The 18,232-nt window shown below is 40.0% G+C and carries 15 protein-coding genes; 8 read left to right on the top strand and 7 right to left on the bottom strand.

Annotated elements, in window-relative coordinates; genetic code table 11:
- Nucleotides 1-234: 234 nt before the first annotated feature.
- Both ACT53H_RS15895 and ACT53H_RS15890 read left to right on the top strand, forming a co-directional pair.
- On the top strand, nt 235-1,440 hold the full coding sequence (locus ACT53H_RS15895) for an RtcB family protein (protein ID WP_476009641.1): 1,206 nt from the start codon (nt 235-237) through the stop codon (nt 1,438-1,440).
- 3 nt (nt 1,441-1,443) lie between these two features.
- On the top strand, nt 1,444-1,602 hold the full coding sequence (locus ACT53H_RS15890; RefSeq protein WP_174758661.1) for a hypothetical protein: 159 nt from the start codon (nt 1,444-1,446) through the stop codon (nt 1,600-1,602).
- Nucleotides 1,603-1,727: 125 nt separating this feature from the next.
- Here ACT53H_RS15890 and omp38 read toward each other — a convergent pair whose 3' ends face one another.
- On the bottom strand, nt 1,728-2,786 hold the full coding sequence (omp38, locus tag ACT53H_RS15885) for an outer membrane protein Omp38 (protein WP_238612556.1): 1,059 nt from the start codon (nt 2,784-2,786) through the stop codon (nt 1,728-1,730).
- 379 nt (nt 2,787-3,165) lie between these two features.
- Between omp38 and ACT53H_RS15880 the strand changes: the two genes are divergently transcribed.
- The 3 genes from ACT53H_RS15880 (at nt 3,166) to ACT53H_RS15870 (ending at nt 5,539) form a co-directional block, all read left to right on the top strand.
- Entirely contained in the window at nt 3,166-3,681 is a 516-nt protein-coding gene (locus ACT53H_RS15880; protein ID WP_476009640.1) for a GspH/FimT family pseudopilin, read from the top strand.
- A gap of 108 nt (nt 3,682-3,789) precedes the next feature.
- The gene (locus ACT53H_RS15875; protein WP_476009639.1) at nt 3,790-4,965 is read left to right on the top strand and encodes a thiolase family protein; all 1,176 of its coding nucleotides are present in this window, start codon (nt 3,790-3,792) and stop codon (nt 4,963-4,965) included.
- A 130-nt stretch (nt 4,966-5,095) separates the two neighbouring features.
- Entirely contained in the window at nt 5,096-5,539 is a 444-nt protein-coding gene (locus ACT53H_RS15870; protein WP_476009638.1) for a VOC family protein, read from the top strand.
- Nucleotides 5,540-5,588: 49 nt separating this feature from the next.
- Here ACT53H_RS15870 and ACT53H_RS15865 read toward each other — a convergent pair whose 3' ends face one another.
- The 6 genes from ACT53H_RS15865 to ACT53H_RS15840 all read right to left on the bottom strand — a co-directional run bounded on the left by ACT53H_RS15865 (nt 5,589) and on the right by ACT53H_RS15840 (nt 13,397).
- The gene (locus tag ACT53H_RS15865; RefSeq protein WP_002116446.1) at nt 5,589-5,942 is read right to left on the bottom strand and encodes a DMT family transporter; all 354 of its coding nucleotides are present in this window, start codon (nt 5,940-5,942) and stop codon (nt 5,589-5,591) included.
- 81 nt (nt 5,943-6,023) lie between these two features.
- Entirely contained in the window at nt 6,024-6,509 is a 486-nt protein-coding gene (locus ACT53H_RS15860) for a DUF934 domain-containing protein (protein ID WP_476009637.1), read from the bottom strand.
- Nucleotides 6,502-8,145 carry a nitrite/sulfite reductase gene (locus tag ACT53H_RS15855; RefSeq protein WP_476009636.1) on the bottom strand — a complete coding sequence of 548 codons (1,644 nt, stop codon included), beginning with the start codon at nt 8,143-8,145 and terminating at the stop codon, nt 6,502-6,504. The genes ACT53H_RS15860 and ACT53H_RS15855 overlap by 8 nt, the downstream gene beginning before the upstream one ends.
- Nucleotides 8,146-8,310: 165 nt before the next feature.
- Nucleotides 8,311-10,716, bottom strand: coding sequence for a glucose/quinate/shikimate family membrane-bound PQQ-dependent dehydrogenase (locus ACT53H_RS15850; RefSeq protein ID WP_476009635.1), 2,406 nt, complete (start codon nt 10,714-10,716; stop codon nt 8,311-8,313).
- A 174-nt stretch (nt 10,717-10,890) separates the two neighbouring features.
- Nucleotides 10,891-12,123 (bottom strand): carbohydrate porin, encoded by a 1,233-nt coding sequence (locus tag ACT53H_RS15845; RefSeq protein WP_476009695.1) that lies wholly within the window; start codon nt 12,121-12,123, stop codon nt 10,891-10,893.
- A gap of 155 nt (nt 12,124-12,278) precedes the next feature.
- The gene (locus ACT53H_RS15840) at nt 12,279-13,397 is read right to left on the bottom strand and encodes a CaiB/BaiF CoA transferase family protein (RefSeq protein ID WP_004789201.1); all 1,119 of its coding nucleotides are present in this window, start codon (nt 13,395-13,397) and stop codon (nt 12,279-12,281) included.
- Between the two features lie 210 nt (nt 13,398-13,607).
- Here ACT53H_RS15840 and ACT53H_RS15835 point away from each other — a divergent pair, with 210 nt between their 5' ends.
- From ACT53H_RS15835 to ACT53H_RS15825, 3 genes are all read left to right on the top strand, one after another.
- Nucleotides 13,608-14,618, top strand: a complete 1,011-nt coding sequence (locus ACT53H_RS15835) for an AraC family transcriptional regulator (RefSeq protein WP_004789200.1) — start codon at nt 13,608-13,610, stop codon at nt 14,616-14,618.
- 171 nt (nt 14,619-14,789) lie between these two features.
- The gene (locus ACT53H_RS15830) at nt 14,790-15,995 is read left to right on the top strand and encodes an acetyl-CoA C-acetyltransferase (protein ID WP_476009634.1); all 1,206 of its coding nucleotides are present in this window, start codon (nt 14,790-14,792) and stop codon (nt 15,993-15,995) included.
- A gap of 18 nt (nt 15,996-16,013) precedes the next feature.
- The gene (locus tag ACT53H_RS15825) at nt 16,014-18,149 is read left to right on the top strand and encodes a 3-hydroxyacyl-CoA dehydrogenase NAD-binding domain-containing protein (protein WP_476009633.1); all 2,136 of its coding nucleotides are present in this window, start codon (nt 16,014-16,016) and stop codon (nt 18,147-18,149) included.
- Nucleotides 18,150-18,232 lie beyond the last annotated feature (83 nt).

Genomic DNA, 18,232 nt, shown 5'->3' with positions numbered 1-18,232 from the left:
AAGCTTGATCTTTGATTAAAAAAGCGTAAAATGCCGTTCAGATTTTCAACGGCGCTTTTAAATAAGGAGGACATCATGCCAACACTACAAGGTAAAACAGATTAAATAATTTGGCACGATGTCAGCTCACGGACAAGTGTACAAATTCACTTCACTTGTCCGAATGCTCAAATTTAAGACCTAGCATTCGCTAGGTTTTTTTATGCCTGCTCGGACAAAAATAAGAGAAAAATTATGGGCATACAAAAAATATTAAATGAGGAAGCACTTTACGGTGTTCCCGTTAAAATTTTCACTCAAGATATAGATAGTGAAAGTATCGAACAACTCAAGAAAATGGCTCAACTGCAATTTATATACTCACATATTGCTGTTATGCCAGATGTTCACGTAGGAAAAGGCGCGACTGTAGGCAGTGTTATTCCAACCAAACATGCCATTATTCCAGCTGCTGTAGGAGTTGACATTGGCTGTGGAATGAATGCAATTCGCTTGAGTTTAAAGGCTTCACAATTACCTGATAACTTAAGTCGTTTGCGTGATGCGATCGAACGTAAAGTACCAGTTGGCTTTGCTTTGCATAAACAAGTTAAAGCAAAAGCTTCTAGCATTATTCCACTTGAAAAACGCTTAGAACCCATTATCAAAAAGCATCCTGGACTTGTTCGAATGCTTCGACAGTTTGATGCAACATGGCAAAAGCAACTTGGTACTTTAGGCGGTGGCAATCACTTTATAGAATTATGTATTGATGAAAATCAAGACGTATGGGTGATGCTACATTCAGGTAGCAGAGGGCTGGGTAATGTCATTGGTACTTATTTTATTGAGTTAGCCAAGAAAGAAGCTCAGCATCGCTTTGGCCACGTACCTGATAAAGACTTAAGCTATTTTGCCGAAGGATCAACCAGTTTTGATGATTATGTAGAAGCTGTAGAGTGGGCTCAAGAATATGCTTTTGAAAATCGCAAAGAAATGATGCGATTAATATTAGAAGCAATTCGCCCTCTTCTACCCTCTTTTCAAATGACAAAAGAAGCAATTAATTGTCACCATAACTATGTAAGCCGTGAAACACATTTCGGTGAAAGTTTATTGATCACCCGAAAAGGTGCAATTCGAGCAGGCTTAGATGAATTAGGCATTATTCCAGGTTCAATGGGAGCACGCTCTTATATCGTCAGAGGTAAAGCAAACCCTGAGTCATTTTGTTCTTGTTCTCACGGAGCAGGTCGTAAAATGAGTCGAAGCAAGGCAAAAACTCTTTTTAACCAGCAAGATCTTATTGAACAAACCCAAGGTATTGAATGCCGCAAAGACAGTGGTGTTGTTGATGAAATCCCAAGTGCTTATAAAGATATTGATGAAGTCATGGCAAATCAGACTGACCTCATTGAAGTTGTTCACACACTTAAACAAGTTTTATGTATTAAAGGTTAGAACATGAAAATTAAAGAAATGCCAAAAATCAAAGTCCGTAATCAAGTGGCTCTTTCCCCTTTACTTCACAAAGGTGGAATTCATGAAACAGAGAAACCTCGTGCTCAACATCGTAGAGATAGACAAGATGCTAAACAGCAATTGAGAAAAGGTGAATGGTAAATAATTTAAACCAAGATCGAAAGTAATTATTTATTAAGGAGACATAGAAATGACTAAATATTTTAAAAATCGCAATAAAAAAAGCGACTCTAACGAGTCGCTTTTTTACTGTTCAAGAACTCAAATTATTGAGCTGCTGCAGGAGCTGCCGCTTCTTGACCAGGTTGAACAACTACAGTACGGCTACCAGTGATTGTCGCGAATACACGACGGTTCATAGCACGACCTTCTTTAGTTTTGTTGTCAGCAATCGGTTGATCCCAAGCGAAACCTTGAGTAGACAAACGAGATGCATCAACGTTGTATTCGTTTACAAGAGCTGATTTAACAGAGTTAGCACGAGCTAAAGATAAACGTTCGTTTAACTTACGTGGACCAGTGTTATCTGTGTGACCTTCGATACGTGCAGTAGCGTTAGGGTATTCAGTTAACTTCTCAGCAACTTTAGCGATTTCTGGCTTGTATTGGTCTTTGATGTTTGATTTGTTAGTATCAAAGAAAACACGAAGTTCCATGTTAAGGTCTTCAGTTAACTCTTGTGGTTGTGGAGCAACTGGAGTTGGTTCAACTGGAGCAACTTCTACTACAGGAGCAGCAGGCTTCAAGTGACCACCAAGAACTACGTTTAAACCAGCAAGAGCTGTGTAGTTCCAGAATTTTTCGTCGAAGTTATAAGTACCACGAGCTTCTGTACGAAGAGATAAAGCATCGTTTAAGCGCCAGAAAGCACCAAAACCAGCATTACCTAAAGTACCTTCTTCATCGTTATGGTATGCAAGATCAGGAATTTCGTATTTGTAGTGACCAGCACCTAACAATACGTATGGCTTGATTTTGCTGTCATAGTTTTTAGTGATTAAATCAGAAGTAACATAGAAATTACCGTTGATTTGTTTTTGTTTGTATTCAGCGCCAGCAGCAAGACCGTCTACATCACCTTTAACTTGGTTATATTCAGCTTCGAAACCTAACCATGGAGTTAACTCAATACCAAGAGCTGCACCAACGAATAGATCGTCTTGTAGTTCAGGTCCGTTAGTTAACTCACCTTTGTCACCGCCATTGTTGTGTTGGCTGTCTTGGAAAGTGTAACCAAGCAATAATGGTGTAACAGTTACGCCAGCATTAGCAGCAGCTAATGGAGCAGCAACAAGCATAGCAAGTGCAATACGACTCAATTTCATGGATATCCTCCAGAGATAACAATTGTTGTTCAAGCTCAGCCTAAATTTATTGGCCCCTGAGATATTTTCACCCCAGTATTATTTTTAAGCTATTCACATTTGAATCATACAAACACTTGATAGACTTTCCAAGTGCTTGATAATTTTAATCAAGTAAATTATTGACAAAATTACTTACAATTTCCGTTGTAATTCGGTAATTTTTTACTCAACTAGCAAATATGAACAACTTCTTTGTTTCGCTTAGGGTGATTTTACCAGTATTCTAGCGTCCTGATAACCTTTATTTAATTTTGTGTTTCCTCATTATAAAAAGTCATATAAATCATTGATAGAACGCATAAAATCAAAATATTTCTTTATATATTAAGGAATTTTAATGTTTAAATCTCCCGGTTTCACATTGATGGAACTCATTATAACGCTCGCAATTCTTATGATTACGTTCACCCTAGCCCTTCCTTTATACCACCAATTTATGGCTTCAATGGAATTAAAAAGCACACCTCAACTACTCACAATTCATATACAAAAAGCCAAATACGACGCAATTCTACGACATAAGCGTGTCGTACTTTGCCCAAGTGTTGATTTGTCTATATGTAATAGTAATTGGGATACAAGGCTTATAAGCTTTGTAGACACAAATCATAATCTACAAAGAGAAAGCGACGAAGAAATATTAACCAATATTGAGCTTAAACATCGTTATGGCTCTTTGAAATTTCAAAAATTCGGCAAAAAATTAAATAGTATCGTATTTCAGGGAGATACTGGACTTCCACGTGAGTCTAACGGCAGTTTTACTTATTGTTCTTATAATCAGCTTAAAAATTTTAAATTAGTTCTTAGCAAAATGGGGCATGTACGCTTAGAAGAACTTCAAAATTGTTAGAACTCTACAGTCTAATACAGAATCCAAGCCATCCCTCATTTTGCAATATACTGCTTAAGTTTTAATGTTTTCTTAATTTGAGATAAAGAACAATCGGAGATTACAACAATGACTGATATCGTAATTGTTAATGGTGCTCGTACTGCCATGGGTGGTTTTCAAGGATCACTATCAGGACTTACAGCGCCTGAATTAGGTGCTGTAACGATTAAAGAAGCAATCGCACGAGCAGGTTTACAACCTACTGATGTCGAAGAGGTCATTATGGGTTGTGTTCTTCCTGCTGGCTTAAAGCAAGGTCCTGCTCGTCAAGCAATGCGCAAAGCAGGCTTACCAGACTCTACGGGTGCTGTGACGATTAATAAGCTTTGTGGCTCTGGTATGAAAGCCGTGATGCAAGCAACCGACATGATTAAAGCAGGCAGTGCTGACATTGTTGTTGCTGGCGGCATGGAGTCTATGACAAATGCACCTTATGTTTTACCAAAAGCACGTGCTGGCTATCGTATGGGCCATGGTGAAATTAAAGATCATATGTTTCTTGATGGACTCGAAGATGCTGAAACCGGGCGTTTAATGGGATCTTTTGCTCAAGATATGGCAAATAGTCGTGGCTATACACGCGAGCAAATGGATGACTTTGCGATTCGCTCTTTGAAACGTGCTCAAACAGCAATTACTGAAGGCTATTTCAAAGATGAAATCGTTCCAGTTACCGTACCTAGTCGCAAAGGTGATGTCGTTGTTGATCAGGATGAACAACCTTTAAATGCAAAGATTGACAAAATTCCTTCACTCAAACCAGCTTTTGCAAAAGACGGTACAATTACCGCGGCAAATGCGAGTTCTATTTCGGATGGTGCGTCTGCATTAGTATTGACTTCAAGTGATGTTGCTACGCAACGTGGTTTACAACCGCTTGCAAAAATTATCGCGACAGCTTCAAACTCTCAGCATCCTTCAGAATTTACGATCGCTCCTGTGGGTGCTATCGAAAAAGTGCTTAAAAAAGCGGGGTGGAATGCTCAAGACGTTGACCTTTGGGAAATTAACGAAGCATTTGCGATGGTTACCATGTGTCCAATTGATGATTTCAAACTTGATGCTGAAAAAGTGAATATCAATGGTGGTGCTTGTGCCCTAGGTCACCCTGTAGGTTCTACGGGTTCTCGTATTATTCTTACGTTGATTCATGCACTGAAACGCACCGGTGGTAAAAAAGGTATTGCAGCACTTTGTATTGGTGGTGGTGAAGCAACAGCAGTTGCAATTGAACTCATTTAATCCAAATTCATTATTTTAAAATCCCACTTCGGTGGGATTTTTTTATGAAAAAACTACAAAAAAAGACCCACAAAATCACTTTTAAGTTTTAACTTATTCTTTTAAACGAAAACAACAATGGACAATAACAATGCAACTCAATCACTATCTCAATTTCCAAGGTCAAGCAGAACAAGCCTTTAACTTTTATAAATCAGTATTTGGTGGTGAATTCGGTATGTTAAGCCGTTATGGTGATATGCCAGCGCCTGAAGGTGTGACGTTATCGGAAGCCGACAAAAATCTGGTTCTACATGTTTCACTGCCAATTAATGAATACACTGTGCTTATGGCCTCAGATACAAATGATCAGTTCTGTGCTCCTAACAGCGTTTTTACCCAAGGAAATAATCACTATATCTCGATCAATCTTGAAAAAGATGAGCAAGAAAAAGCAAAACAACTTTTTGATGCTTTATGTGTTAATGGTCAAATTGAAATGCCTTTAGAAAAAACGTTCTGGGGCGCATTGTACGGCGCTTTTACCGATCAGTTCGGTATAAAGTGGATGGTTAACTGCCAACTTGATAGTTAATATTTTCAATTTAGCCCTTATAGAAATGCCTATTATTTCTATAAGGGCTTTAAACATCGATATTGGAATATTGTGCAATAATCATTAAACCTACAGTAATAAAACCAATTCCCACCCATCCTGCCACATCAATATTCTGACCAAGAAAAATCTTTGCCAAAAAAGCTGTTGCTAATACACCTATCCCAGACCAAAGCACATATAAGATTCCAGCTTGCATATATTTCAAAGCAATAGCAGCGCATGCAAAAGAAATAATATACAAGACCAGAGCAATACCCTGAGCTGTTTTATTGACTAAGCCATTCCCCTTAGCAGAATAAAATGTTGAGAGTACATCTGTCGCAATAGCAAAAAGTAGCCACCAAGCACCAGGATTTATTTTTGAAATTAAACCTAACATTGTTGTTCTTCAGTTGAGTCATTTAAAAATTATTCATAAAAAAAGCTGAACCTGAGTTCAGCCTTTATATTTAAAAACTATTTAAGCACCAGTTTGATAACTTGCTTGTGGTACGGCTGTTGAAGCTTGGTATGGGTTGATAAAGTCTTGCAAACCAGCTGCCGCTTCTTGCACATCTTTACCTTCTTTAATCACAAAACTATCAAAACCTGAACGTTTTAAGTAGTTTAAGACATCCTTAAACACATCACCAGTTGCACGCAATTCGCCTTGGAAACCTTGACGGCGCAATAGTGCAGCAAATGAATAACCACGACCATCACCAAAACCTGCAAACTCAATGAAGATTGCATCAAGTTCACTTAATGGAAATGTGTGCTCTTCAGGTGAATCATTTACCGTCACATACAAAGCTTTTTTGCCTTGAACGTTAGCTAATTGGTCAAGTTGAGCTGTCGTTACCACAACGTCACCTTGAGGAACTACACCGTCTTCCGCAATGATTTGATAAGTATTATCTGCAATCGTGCCATCTTTATAAAGCACTGGTAGAGCTGTATTAAGCATATGCACGCTCCTTAAATGGTTGAATTCCTACACGGCGATATGTATCAACAAAACGCTCACCTTCCGTACGCAAATCAAGATAAGTATTTAATACTTCCTCAATTACATCTGGCACAGCATCTGCTGCAAATGATGGCCCTAAGATGTCACCGATTGATGCATCATGGTCAGAATTACCACCTAATGTAATTTGGTAGAATTCAGCGCCTTTCTTATCTACACCTAAAATACCAATGTTACCTACGTGGTGATGACCACAAGCATTCATACAACCAGAGATATTTAGATCTAAATAACCAAGATCATAAACTTTATCTAAGTCATCAAAACGACGTGTAATTGCTTCAGCAATTGGAATTGATTTCGCATTTGCAAGTGAACAGAAATCACCGCCCGGGCAACTAATAATATCGGTAATAAAACCAATATGTGCACGTGCCATATTTTGCTGTTCAAGCGCTTGCCATACATCGAACAAATCTTTTTGAGGCACATCTGCCAAAGCAATATTTTGTTCGTGAGTCGTGCGAAGTTCGCCGAAAGTATATTTATCAGCAAGATCTGCAATAAAGTTCATTTCTTCAGTGGTCATATCGCCCGGTGCGATACCTGCACGTTTTAGAGAAATCGTAACAATACGATAGCCCTTCACTTTATGCGCATGCGTGTTGATGTTGAACCACTGTTTGAATTTTGGATGCTCAGCAAATAAAGCTGTAAAGTCTTCATCTGCCAAATCTTGATAATCAAAAGGAGTGAATTCTTCATCCAGTTTTTTCAAGATTTCTGGCTGAATTTTTAATGCTTCACGTGTATGTTCAAATTCAGCTTCAACTTTCTGTGCAAATACTTCAGGCGTTAATGCTTTAACTAGAATTTTAATACGTGCTTTATATTTGTTATCACGACGGCCATGCAAGTTATAAACACGTAGAACCGCTTCTAAGTAAGCAATTAAATCTTCACGTGGTAAAAACTCACGAATAACGCTACCAATGATTGGAGTACGGCCTAAACCACCACCAGCCATAATTTTATAGCCGATTTCACCCGCTTCATTGCGCACGATGTAAACACCAATATCGTGAAATGCAGTTGCCGCACGATCTTTTTCTTCAAGTGCAGAAACAGCAATTTTGAATTTACGTGGCAAGAATGCAAATTCTGGGTGGAATGTACTCCACTGACGAATCAATTCACATGTTGGACGTGGGTCTGCAATTTCACCAGCAACCACACCTGCATATTGGTCAGTTGTGGTGTTACGAATACAGTTACCACTGGTTTGAATGGCATGCATTTGTACAGTTGCAAGTTCAGCTAAAATATCTGGCACATCTTCAAGTGCAGGCCAGTTCAACTGGATATTTTGACGGGTAGATACGTGTGCATATCCACGGTCATAAGCAGTTGAAACTTCAGCAACTTTACGTAATTGCTTAGAATTCATTAAGCCATACGGCACAGCAATACGCAGCATAGGCGCATAGCGTTGCACATATAAACCATTTTGCAAACGTAACGGACGATATTCATCTTCAGAAAGTTTGCCAGCTAAATAGCGTTCAGTCTGATCACGGAACTGAGCAACTCGTTCATTAACCAGTTGCTGGTCGAAATCGGTATATAAATACATGGCGTATGGCTAGTAGATTCATTATTAAGGCGGATAGCATAACGAGCTTTCATTCATCAATAAAATGCTTTTTTTGCATATTTAATAACGGTTTTATTGATAAGCTTTAATATAAATCGACATAAAAAAGCCCGGATAAATCCAGGCCCTTTCTATAAAAGCTTTTTATTTGTTATCTGGTAAGGCATAGGCCACTAAATAGTCGCCCATTTTTGTACCAAATGAACCATGACCACCAGCCATGATCACAACATATTGCTTACCATTGATTTCATAAGTCATTGGTGTCGCTTGTCCACCTGCTGGTAAACGAGCTTCCCAAAGTTTCTTACCGTTAGTAACGTTAAACGCACGTAAGTAGTTATCTTGAGTTGCACCAACAAACATGACATTACCGGCAGTAGAAATTGAACCACCTAAGCCAGGCACACCAATTTTCACAGCTGGTAACTGGAACAAGTTCGGTAAGCTGTCACGAATTGTACCAATACGTTTTTTCCATACCACTTCATGAGTTTTCAAATCAACGCCAGCTACATAGCCCCAAGCTGGTTGTTTACAAGGTAAACCAAGTGGAGATAAGAATGCGCTAATTTCAACACCATAAGGTACTCCGTACATCGGTTGTACGCCCTGCTCAGTTCCTGCACCTTTTGCAGTTTGTGCACGGTTTGGATCGGCAGGAATTAAACGACTTACGAATGGCAAACCAATCGGGTTCATCACAGCAAGTTGACGGTCAGGGTTAACTGACATACCGCCCCATTCAAATACACCTAGGTTACCAGGGAAAACTAAAGTACCGTTTTCAGATGGTGGAGTATAAATACCATCGTAATTTAGACGTTTGAAAGATACACGACACATAAGCTGATCAAGCATAGTGGCACCCCACATATCTTTATCTGTCAATTTGTCTTGTGGTGCCAAGTTCAAGTCAGAGAATGGTTGAGTTTTTGAATAATGCTCGCCTTTAGTTTGTGGTCCACGTTTAACTGTTTGCGGAACTGGTTTCTCAGTTACAGGAACAATTGGTTGACCATTACGACGATCAAGAACAAAGGCATTACCTGTTTTAGTCAATACATAGATTGCAGGAACAGTTTGGCCAGCTTTGTTTTTGATATCAGCTAAAGATGGTTGTGATGGTACGTCCATATCCCATAGATCGTGATGGGTTGTTTGGAAGTTCCATACCAGTTTACCAGTTGAGGCATTAATCGCTAACATCGAGTTCGCATAACGCTCTTTCAATTCGGTACGGTCACCACCCCAGATATCTGGAGTACCTACACCTGTTGGAACATAAACGATATCAAGTTTAGCATCGTATGCTAAAGGAGCCCACGCATTTGGTGAGTTATGAACGAAATTCGTACCTTCGCCCGGCATTGCATTTGGATCTGCTGCACCTGTATCAAATACCCAAAGGAGTTTACCAGTGTTAACGTCGTATCCACGAATTACACCAGATGGTTCTTTATTTGAGTAGTTATCGGTTACCGAACCAGCAATAACAACTGTTGAACCAGTCACGATACCAGGAGATGTTGGGTTGTAACCACCTGGGTAAGCATATGGCATAAACTCTTGCAAGTTCACTTCACCATTTTTACCAAAGTCAGTACATGCTTTACCAGTGTCAGCATTCACCGCAACTAAACGGCCATCATTCACAGGAACAAAGACTTTACGCGGACATTGTGTAGAGTCAGATTTCTTGCTTTGAAGACTCGTTGCAAACTCAGTTGTGTTGTTTGCATCGTAGTACATCACACCACGGCAAGTTAAATGCTGGAACGATTTATCCGTTTTAAGCTTCGGATCAAAACGCCATTTTTCTTTACCTGTCGCAGGATCAATTGAAATTAATTGCTGGTGAGCTGTACAGATAAACATGTTATTACCGATTTTAATCGGTGTAACCTGATTGGTCGTTTCGCCAGAGTCATTATCCGTTTTAAGATCGCCAGTACGTAAAGTCCAAGCAACTTTCAAATCTTTTACGTTTTGATCATTAATCTGTTTTAACGGAGAATAACGTACACCTGCCTGAGTACGACCATACGCTGGCCAGTCACTCTCTGCTACACCTGGCACCGCTTGAGCAGTTTCTGGTTGAGGTGTCTTAATTTCACCATTAATTTCTTGCGGATCGTTGAAGATAGAATAAACCATCAATAAGATTGCAATTGCTAGAGTTGAAGATAAGGCAACTTTACTTGATCCAAGGTTGCTGATTCCACGAGTTACGGCTGGAACCAATAACCATAAACCAAGAATACCTAAAATATCTAAACGAGGTGCAAGCGCCCAGAAGTCTGTTCCAACTTCCCAGACACCCCAAATAATGGTACCTAGCATTAAAGCAGCGTACACCCACAATGCGGTAGATGCGCGCTTATAGAGTTGCCATGCAACAATTAGGAGTAATACACCAGTAATAATATAGTAAATTGAACCGCCTAATGTAGCGAGCCAAATACCTCCAATTAACAGGAATAACGCTAATAACCCAATAATAATTACGGTAAAAGTCGTTAAACCTGATCTTGAAGTAGGTTGAGTCATAAACCACCTCTTATCAATCATCATTTTTATCGGAAAGATAGGCCAAGCTTTTCATCAAAAATCGGCCTATCAATACATCTAAAACAAAACTCAGGCATAAAGAAAAAACGGAAGGTCAGGATTATTCAATCAATGATTTAGCCCTCGACAATCCGTTTTTCGGAGTAATTACGCTTAGAATGCAGTTGAGAATTTAATACCGCCTACCCAAGTGTTATCACCATTTTTTAATGCACCAACATGACGAACATATTGCACATTTGGACGGATAGTTAGCCAGTTTGTCGCATGAATACCGTAGTAAAGCTCGGTATTGTATTCAGTGTCGTATTCTTTATTTTGGACATCGTTCCAATCATCGTTGATATGGATACGTGCAACACCTAATGCCAATTCATCTTGAGGACGTTGATTGAGCAAACCTTTATAGACTAAGCCTACATTTTGCATGTTATCAATTTTGTTGGTATCAGAGTCGTGGAACGTTAGGTTCACAAACCCAGTCAAACCACGATCTGTTTGATCAACCGGCTGGAATAATTTTTGTTTTGCAGTTACCCACACCCCTTGCTTATGAGATGTTTGAGCCTTATTTGTAATTTCTTCGGCATCAGCAGTGCTGTAGTAATACCCTAAACGGTATTCACCAGCCATACTTTGAGCGCCTAATTTAGGTGACCACACTACTTCTGCTGGAATAATTGCACCGTGAGAGCCATCGGTACTTAGGTTAAAGCCTTTGCCTCGGTCCAGATTTTCTGGATTATATTCATATACACCTACTTGCGTATATAAATCGGGTTGCAAGTTATATTTAACGCGCATTGCCCATTGGCTGACTGGCCAGTTATACCACTGTTCGCCCACCCAGTTACCGACTTGTGAACCACAAAGCGCCAAGTTCTGGAAATCACAGTCAAAACTATTAAAGTCTTCACCTTCACCAAAACGACCAACTTTCACGTCTAACTTCTGGTCAAGAAATTTTTTCTTGATCCACAAATCGGTTAAACGCCAAGTTTGCTCACGCCCCCACACTTCTTGTACCGAGCTTAAATGCCCCGCTAAAGCTGGTGAATGTTCAGAAAGTGATTGCCCATCACGATAAGTTAATGTGATTTGAGCTTCTGTATCTTGCCACCCTAAAATTTTGTTTAGATCAAAATGAGTTCCTAAAGCAAGTTGCCCCGTATAAGCACTACCATGCGTTGATGTATTTTTTGAATCTAAAATACCGGCGTATTCGCCGGTATATCCAAAAGAAAAATCATAACCTTGTGCTTGTAACGCGGTGCGTTGACCGTTCCAATCACCCAACATCCACGGACTATTTGGGTCGAATGCAGCAGCAGCTTGTGCGTGCTGTATGAAAAGAGTAATTGATAAAACGGATAAACAGGAAGCCATCAAGGATTTATGTGTTTTCATGTTTACATACCTTTTATGTCTTTGTTTATAAAGGGTACGCTAATTTTATGTAAAGAAATTATTCAAAATGTTAATCAATTGATTAATCTAATAATAATCTTAATACACAGTGTCTAAGAAATAACCTCAGCTCTTTACCATTGTCCTTCACCAAGTTTTTGACCTATAAAGGAATATCTCATTTTTGATCTTGAAAACTTAATTGGGCAAGCCAACTGTGGTTCTGTATCTGCTGTATTATTCTGCAAAGGAACATCCACAATCCATCCACGTTGTTGTGCTAAGGGCGAGTTTAATGACTCAGTGAGACTTAAAACAGGTTCTACACACACATCAAGGTTTGCAAAAATTTCATGCCACTCTTTAAATGTTTTGCTTTTAATTTTTTCTTGAATCGCTTGTTTAACTTCCTTTCTATCTTCAACATCCAAAGAAGCGCCTTTTTGTAATAATAAAGGCAAATCAAGAGCTACGGACAAACCAGACATAAACTGTGGCTCAAGACTACCTATTGAAAGATAACGACCATCTTGAGTCATATAATAGTCATAGAAAATGCCACCATTGAGCATGCCATGCTCAGGAGCCTGTTCAACCTGCGCGGCAAGTGTAGCGGATGCGGCCATACTATTGAGGCTAGCAACACAATCAGTCATAGAAATATCAATATATTGCCCTTGTCCACTACGCCCGCGTTCAACCACCGCCGCTAAAATAGCAATCACTGCATGAAGTGAACCACCTGCAATGTCTGCAACTTGAATACCAAGTGGTGGCGGACCATTGTCTTGTCGGCCACTATATCCAGCAATACCAGCTAAAGCTAAATAGTTAATGTCATGCCCTGCTCTATCTTTATAGCTTCCTGTTTGTCCATAACCTGTAATTGAGCAGTAAATTAAGCGAGGATTAATTTCGGCAAGTGTTGAATAATCTAATCCTAGACGGCGCATAACATCAGGTCGAAACTGCTCTATGACAATATCAAACTCGGAAATTTTGGCTTTAATTAATTCGATACTTGCAGGATCTTTTAAATCAAGAACAATTGACTGTTTATTTCGGTTTAAATAACTATGTGCCGTTGCTTGCCCATTTGCATAGGGTGGCATGATCCGAATTAAATCTGGACGCGATGGAGATTCGATATGGATGACTTCTGCTCCCATATCGGCTAAGTACATTGTGGCAAAAGGTCCGGGTAAGAGTGTCGAGAAATCGAGAACTTTAAGTCCATTTAATGCTGTCGTCATCGTTTTTTTAACCACTATTATTCATATTTTCTTTTATATTAGTTAAGCAAATATTCTAAAACAATGTCATGTTCAGCCATTTACCTTGATCATTTCGGCAATTTAACATGTAAAAAGTGCTTTTACTCTGTTGTAAATCGCCAATTTATTTTTTTAGACGGTCATTTAGGTCAATTTAAAGTGAACATCAAAGAGACTGAAGGATTCAATATGAGTCGCGATACGATTAGCATCCACTTCGTGAATGCGGCTTTGACAGGCGTAAAGCGCCTTGGCATGGATGTTGAAATGCTCCTTTCACATGTGGGCATTGAAGCGGAATTATTACGTCAACCTAAAGCTCGAATCTCACCAGAACAATACACTCGTTTTATAAAAATGTTGTGGATGGTCACACAGGATGAACACGTTGGATTTGACGTACAACCACGTCGTCTGGGCACTTTTGCCATTATGTGTCAGTTGATTATTCACGCAAAAACATTGGGCCAAGCCCTTGAACTGTCATCTCAATTTTACAAATTATTTGGCGATGAATGGTCTGTCAGCTTAGAGCGTGACAAGCATGAAGCACGTCTAGTTCCGCTCATTCCAAAAACTTTAGATCCAGATCATTTCATTACCGAAAGTATGCTTATGATTTGGCATGGTCTAGCATCATGGCTCATTGAACGCCGTTTGCCATTAGAGCGTGTTCATTTTAGCTACCCACGTCCAGCACATGCAGATGAATATGATGCATTATTTTTTGCACCAGTCATGCAGTTTGATGCACCGCGTACTGAAATAACCTTTGCGGCTGATTATCTTGATTTGCCAATCCGTCAAGATGAAAAAACGCTAGAAGAATTCTTAAAAGCAGCGCCTGCTCAGCTTTTAGTAAAATTCAAAAATACCAACTCGCTAACTTCTCGTATTCGTGAAGTACTCAAAAGCCAGATTGGTGAAGAAATGCCAACGCTTAATGACGTTGCATCAATGTTGTATTTATCTCCTCAAACCTTACGTCGCCGCTTGGCTGCCGAAGGTAAAAGCTATCAAGGTGTAAAAGATGCCTTACGTCGAGATGCTGCAATTCACTTATTACTCAACCCTGAATTAACACTTGAAGACGTTGCTCAACAAGTTGGTTTTAGTGAAACCAGTACGTTCCACCGCGCATTTAAAAAATGGACGGGTGTAACCCCTGGCCTATATCGCCAGCTACACGGTTATCACTAATTCTTCAATCTATTTAAGTTTCACATTTAGCCCAAGTTCAACTTGGGCTTTTTTGTATTTCTATTGGCAAAAATCATCACCTGACTGGTGCGCTTATCGTCATTGCACTCGCTATTAAAACCAGTACACTCAAAACACAAATAAATTTTAAGCAATAAAAAAGGAACTGCTATGAGCGAGGCTTATATTATTGATGCCATTCGCACCCCACGCGGAAAAGGAAAAAAAGACGGCTCTCTTTATGAAGTAAAACCAATTACCTTACTCACCACTTTATTAAATGAATTACAGCAGCGCCATCAACTCGATACATCTAAAGTCGACGACATTGTTTTAGGCTGCGTAACTCCTATTGGTGATCAAGGTGGTGACATTGCCAAAACTGCAGCCATTGCAGCTGGTTGGAATGATGACGTTGCTGGGGTTCAAATCAATCGTTTTTGTGCTTCAGGCTTGGAAGCCGTCAACATGGCAGCCATGAAAGTTCGTTCTGGTTGGGAAGATTTAGTGGTTGCTGGTGGCGTTGAATCAATGTCACGTATCCCAATGGGTTCCGATGGAGGACCATGGGCGTTAGATCCTGAAACAAACCTTAAATCATCATTTGTTCCGCAAGGTATTGGCGCCGATCTTATTGCAACCTTAGATGGCTATAGCCGTGAAGATGTTGATAATTTTGCTGTGAAGTCACAACAAAAAGCAGCAGCAGCTCAATCAAATGGTTATTTCAATCACTCTGTCGTACCAGTAAAAGATCACGCAGGCGTGGTGATTTTAGATAAAGATGAGTTTATTAAAGGCAATACCACACTCGAAGGTCTAACGAAGCTCAACCCAAGTTTTGAAATGATGGGGCAAATGGGCTTTGATGCAATCGCTTTGCAAAAATATCCAGAAGCACAGAAAATTAATCATGTTCATCACGCAGGTAACTCATCAGGTATTGTTGATGGAGCAGCTGTAGTTTTATTGGCTTCTGAAAAAGCGGTAAAAGAACAAAATTTAAAACCACGCGCTAAAGTTTTGGCGACTGCACTAGTCGGTACTGACCCAACCATCATGCTGACAGGCCCTGCTCCTGCTGCACGTAAAGCTTTAGAAAAAGCTGGTCTTACTATTGATGATATTGACCTCTTTGAAGTCAATGAAGCCTTTGCAGCTGTTGTTATGCGTTTTATTAATGAGCTCAACGTTCCTGTTGAAAAAGTCAACGTAAATGGCGGTGCGATTGCTTTAGGCCATCCTTTAGGCGCAACAGGTGCCATGATTTTAGGCACACTACTTGATGAGCTTGAACGACAAGATAAAAAGCGCGGTTTAGCGACGCTCTGTGTTGGTGGTGGGATGGGTATTGCCACCATTATTGAACGCGTATAAAAATTAGGGATATAAAAGATGAGTGCAATTCAATACGAAAAAAATGCCGACAATATTGTCATTTTAACGCTTGATTCAACAGGTCAATCTGCGAACACCATGAATGCTGAGTTTCGTGACTCGCTCGATGAAGCAACTCAGAAACTTAAAGCAGAAACAGAACTTTCAGGTGTTATTTTCCGCTCAGCTAAGAAAACTTTCTTTGCAGGCGGTGACCTAGATGAGCTGATTCAAGTTCAGCCGGAACATGCGACTGACTTTTTTAATATGGTTGAAAAGCTAAAAGGTCATTTACGTACAATTGAAACGCTAGGGATTCCAGTTGTTGCTGCATTAAATGGCACAGCACTTGGCGGCGGTTGGGAAATCGCATTAAGTTGCCATCACCGTATTGCAATCAATGACCTGAAAAGCAAATTTGGCCTACCAGAAGTTACTTTAGGTTTGTTACCGGGTGGCGGCGGTATTGTACGCATGGTACGTCTGCTTGGGCTTCAAAATGCATTCCCATTTTTAATGGAAGGCAAACAGTTCGGTGTTGATAAAGCAAAATCTTTAGGTTTAATTCACGATACTGCTGAAAATGAACAAGAGCTTTTAGATAAAGCAATTGCTTGGATAAAGGCCAATCCAAAGTCTCAGCAGCCTTTTGATGTGAAGGGTTATAAAATTCCGGGCGGTGATCCAAAAACTCCAGCAGTTGCACAAGTTCTTGCAATTGCACCAGCCATGTTAAGAGACAAAACCAAAGGTTGCTACCCTGCTCCTGAAGCGATTATGGCTGCCGCAGTTGAAGGCGCTCAAGTCGATGTAGATACTGCACTGCGTATTGAATCTCGCTACTTTACCCAGCTTACAACAGGCCAAATTTCCAAAAATATGATCGGTACTTTCTGGCATGGTCTAAATGCGATTAAGTCTGGTGCTAGCCGCCCTGCCGACGTTGCAAAATGGCAAGCAACCAAAGTTGGTGTATTAGGTGCAGGCATGATGGGTGCGGGCATTGCTTATTCAACAGCCATTAAAGGCATTCCAGTTGTACTCAAAGACGTATCTATTGAAAATGCTGAGAAAGGCAAAGCTTACTCACAGAAGCTTCTTGATAAACGTGTTTCACAAGGCCGCATGACGGCAGAAAAACGTGATCAGGTTTTATCGCTCATTACTGCTACAGCTTCAGCAGCAGATCTACAAGGCTGTGATTTAATTATTGAAGCGGTATTTGAAAACCAAGAGCTCAAAGCTAAAGTCACTCAAGAAGCCGAACAATATTTAGCGCCTAATGGCGTGATGGCTTCCAACACCTCAACCCTACCAATTACGGGTTTAGCTCAAGCAAGTAAGGATGATAAAGCGTTTATCGGTCTACACTTCTTTAGCCCTGTCGACAAAATGCAGTTGGTCGAGATTATTAAAGGTAAAAATACCTCAAGTGAAACTCTTGCTAAAGCCTATGACTTTGTACAACAAATTGGAAAAACACCAATTGTCGTTAATGACAGCCGCGGTTTCTTTACCAGTCGCGTGTTTGGTACGTTCATTCAAGAAGGTATGCGTTTGCTTGCAGAAGGCGTCCACCCAGCACGTATTGAAATGGCTGCTCTTAAAGCTGGCATGCCAGTTGGACCACTCGCTATTCAAGATGAAGTGTCTTTAACATTAACCGAACATGTTGCTGGTGAGGCACGTAAAGCTCTGCAAGCCGAAGGAAAAGATTTACCTAAAACCTCTGTAGACGAAGTCGTTCACACTATGATTCATGAGCTAAACCGTAAAGGTAAGGCGGCTGGCGCTGGTTTCTATGAATATCCAGAAAATGGTAAAAAGCACCTTTGGGAAGGCTTGAACCGCTGGGAAAAAGATCATGATATTTCTGAACAAGACATGATTGATCGCATTCTGTTTGTACAGGCGTTAGATACCTTACGTTGTTATGAAGAAGGTGTGTTGGAGTCTGTGATTGATGCCAATGTCGGTTCTATCTTTGGGATTGGTTATGCGCCTTGGACGGGTGGAGCAATTCAATTCCTAAATCAATACGGCACTGATAAAGCACAAAAACGAGCTGAAGAGTTAGCTGCCAAATATGGTGAACGTTTTACACCGCCAGCTTTACTAAAAAACAAAGCAGAGCAGAAACAAAATATTCAATAACTTAGACTTACTGAATATTTAAAAACTGCATAAACCTTACCCATATAAATATATTTTATTTATATGGGTTTTTCTTTATGACC

The sequence above is a fragment of the Acinetobacter sp. DMC2 genome, from assembly GCF_056314305.1.
The sequence above is the reverse complement of the archived record's forward strand: the minus strand, read 5'-3'. Positions and strand labels throughout refer to the sequence as shown.

Bases quoted from the DNA above. Each gene is read 5' to 3' on its own strand.
- omp38 (WP_238612556.1), bottom strand. From the start codon at position 2,786: ATGAAATTGAGTCGTATTGCACTTGCTATGCTTGTTGCTGCTCCATTA.
- ACT53H_RS15875 (WP_476009639.1), top strand. From the start codon at position 3,790: ATGACTGATATCGTAATTGTTAATGGTGCTCGTACTGCCATGGGTGGT.
- ACT53H_RS15850 (WP_476009635.1), bottom strand. From the start codon at position 10,716: ATGACTCAACCTACTTCAAGATCAGGTTTAACGACTTTTACCGTAATT.
- ACT53H_RS15880 (WP_476009640.1), top strand. From the start codon at position 3,166: ATGTTTAAATCTCCCGGTTTCACATTGATGGAACTCATTATAACGCTC.
- ACT53H_RS15855 (WP_476009636.1), bottom strand. From the start codon at position 8,145: ATGTATTTATATACCGATTTCGACCAGCAACTGGTTAATGAACGAGTT.
- ACT53H_RS15890 (WP_174758661.1), top strand. From the start codon at position 1,444: ATGAAAATTAAAGAAATGCCAAAAATCAAAGTCCGTAATCAAGTGGCT.
- ACT53H_RS15865 (WP_002116446.1), bottom strand. From the start codon at position 5,942: ATGTTAGGTTTAATTTCAAAAATAAATCCTGGTGCTTGGTGGCTACTT.
- ACT53H_RS15860 (WP_476009637.1), bottom strand. From the start codon at position 6,509: ATGCTTAATACAGCTCTACCAGTGCTTTATAAAGATGGCACGATTGCA.
- ACT53H_RS15835 (WP_004789200.1), top strand. From the start codon at position 13,608: ATGAGTCGCGATACGATTAGCATCCACTTCGTGAATGCGGCTTTGACA.
- ACT53H_RS15840 (WP_004789201.1), bottom strand. From the start codon at position 13,397: ATGACGACAGCATTAAATGGACTTAAAGTTCTCGATTTCTCGACACTC.
- ACT53H_RS15825 (WP_476009633.1), top strand. From the start codon at position 16,014: ATGAGTGCAATTCAATACGAAAAAAATGCCGACAATATTGTCATTTTA.
- ACT53H_RS15830 (WP_476009634.1), top strand. From the start codon at position 14,790: ATGAGCGAGGCTTATATTATTGATGCCATTCGCACCCCACGCGGAAAA.
- ACT53H_RS15845 (WP_476009695.1), bottom strand. From the start codon at position 12,123: ATGGCTTCCTGTTTATCCGTTTTATCAATTACTCTTTTCATACAGCAC.
- ACT53H_RS15895 (WP_476009641.1), top strand. From the start codon at position 235: ATGGGCATACAAAAAATATTAAATGAGGAAGCACTTTACGGTGTTCCC.
- ACT53H_RS15870 (WP_476009638.1), top strand. From the start codon at position 5,096: ATGCAACTCAATCACTATCTCAATTTCCAAGGTCAAGCAGAACAAGCC.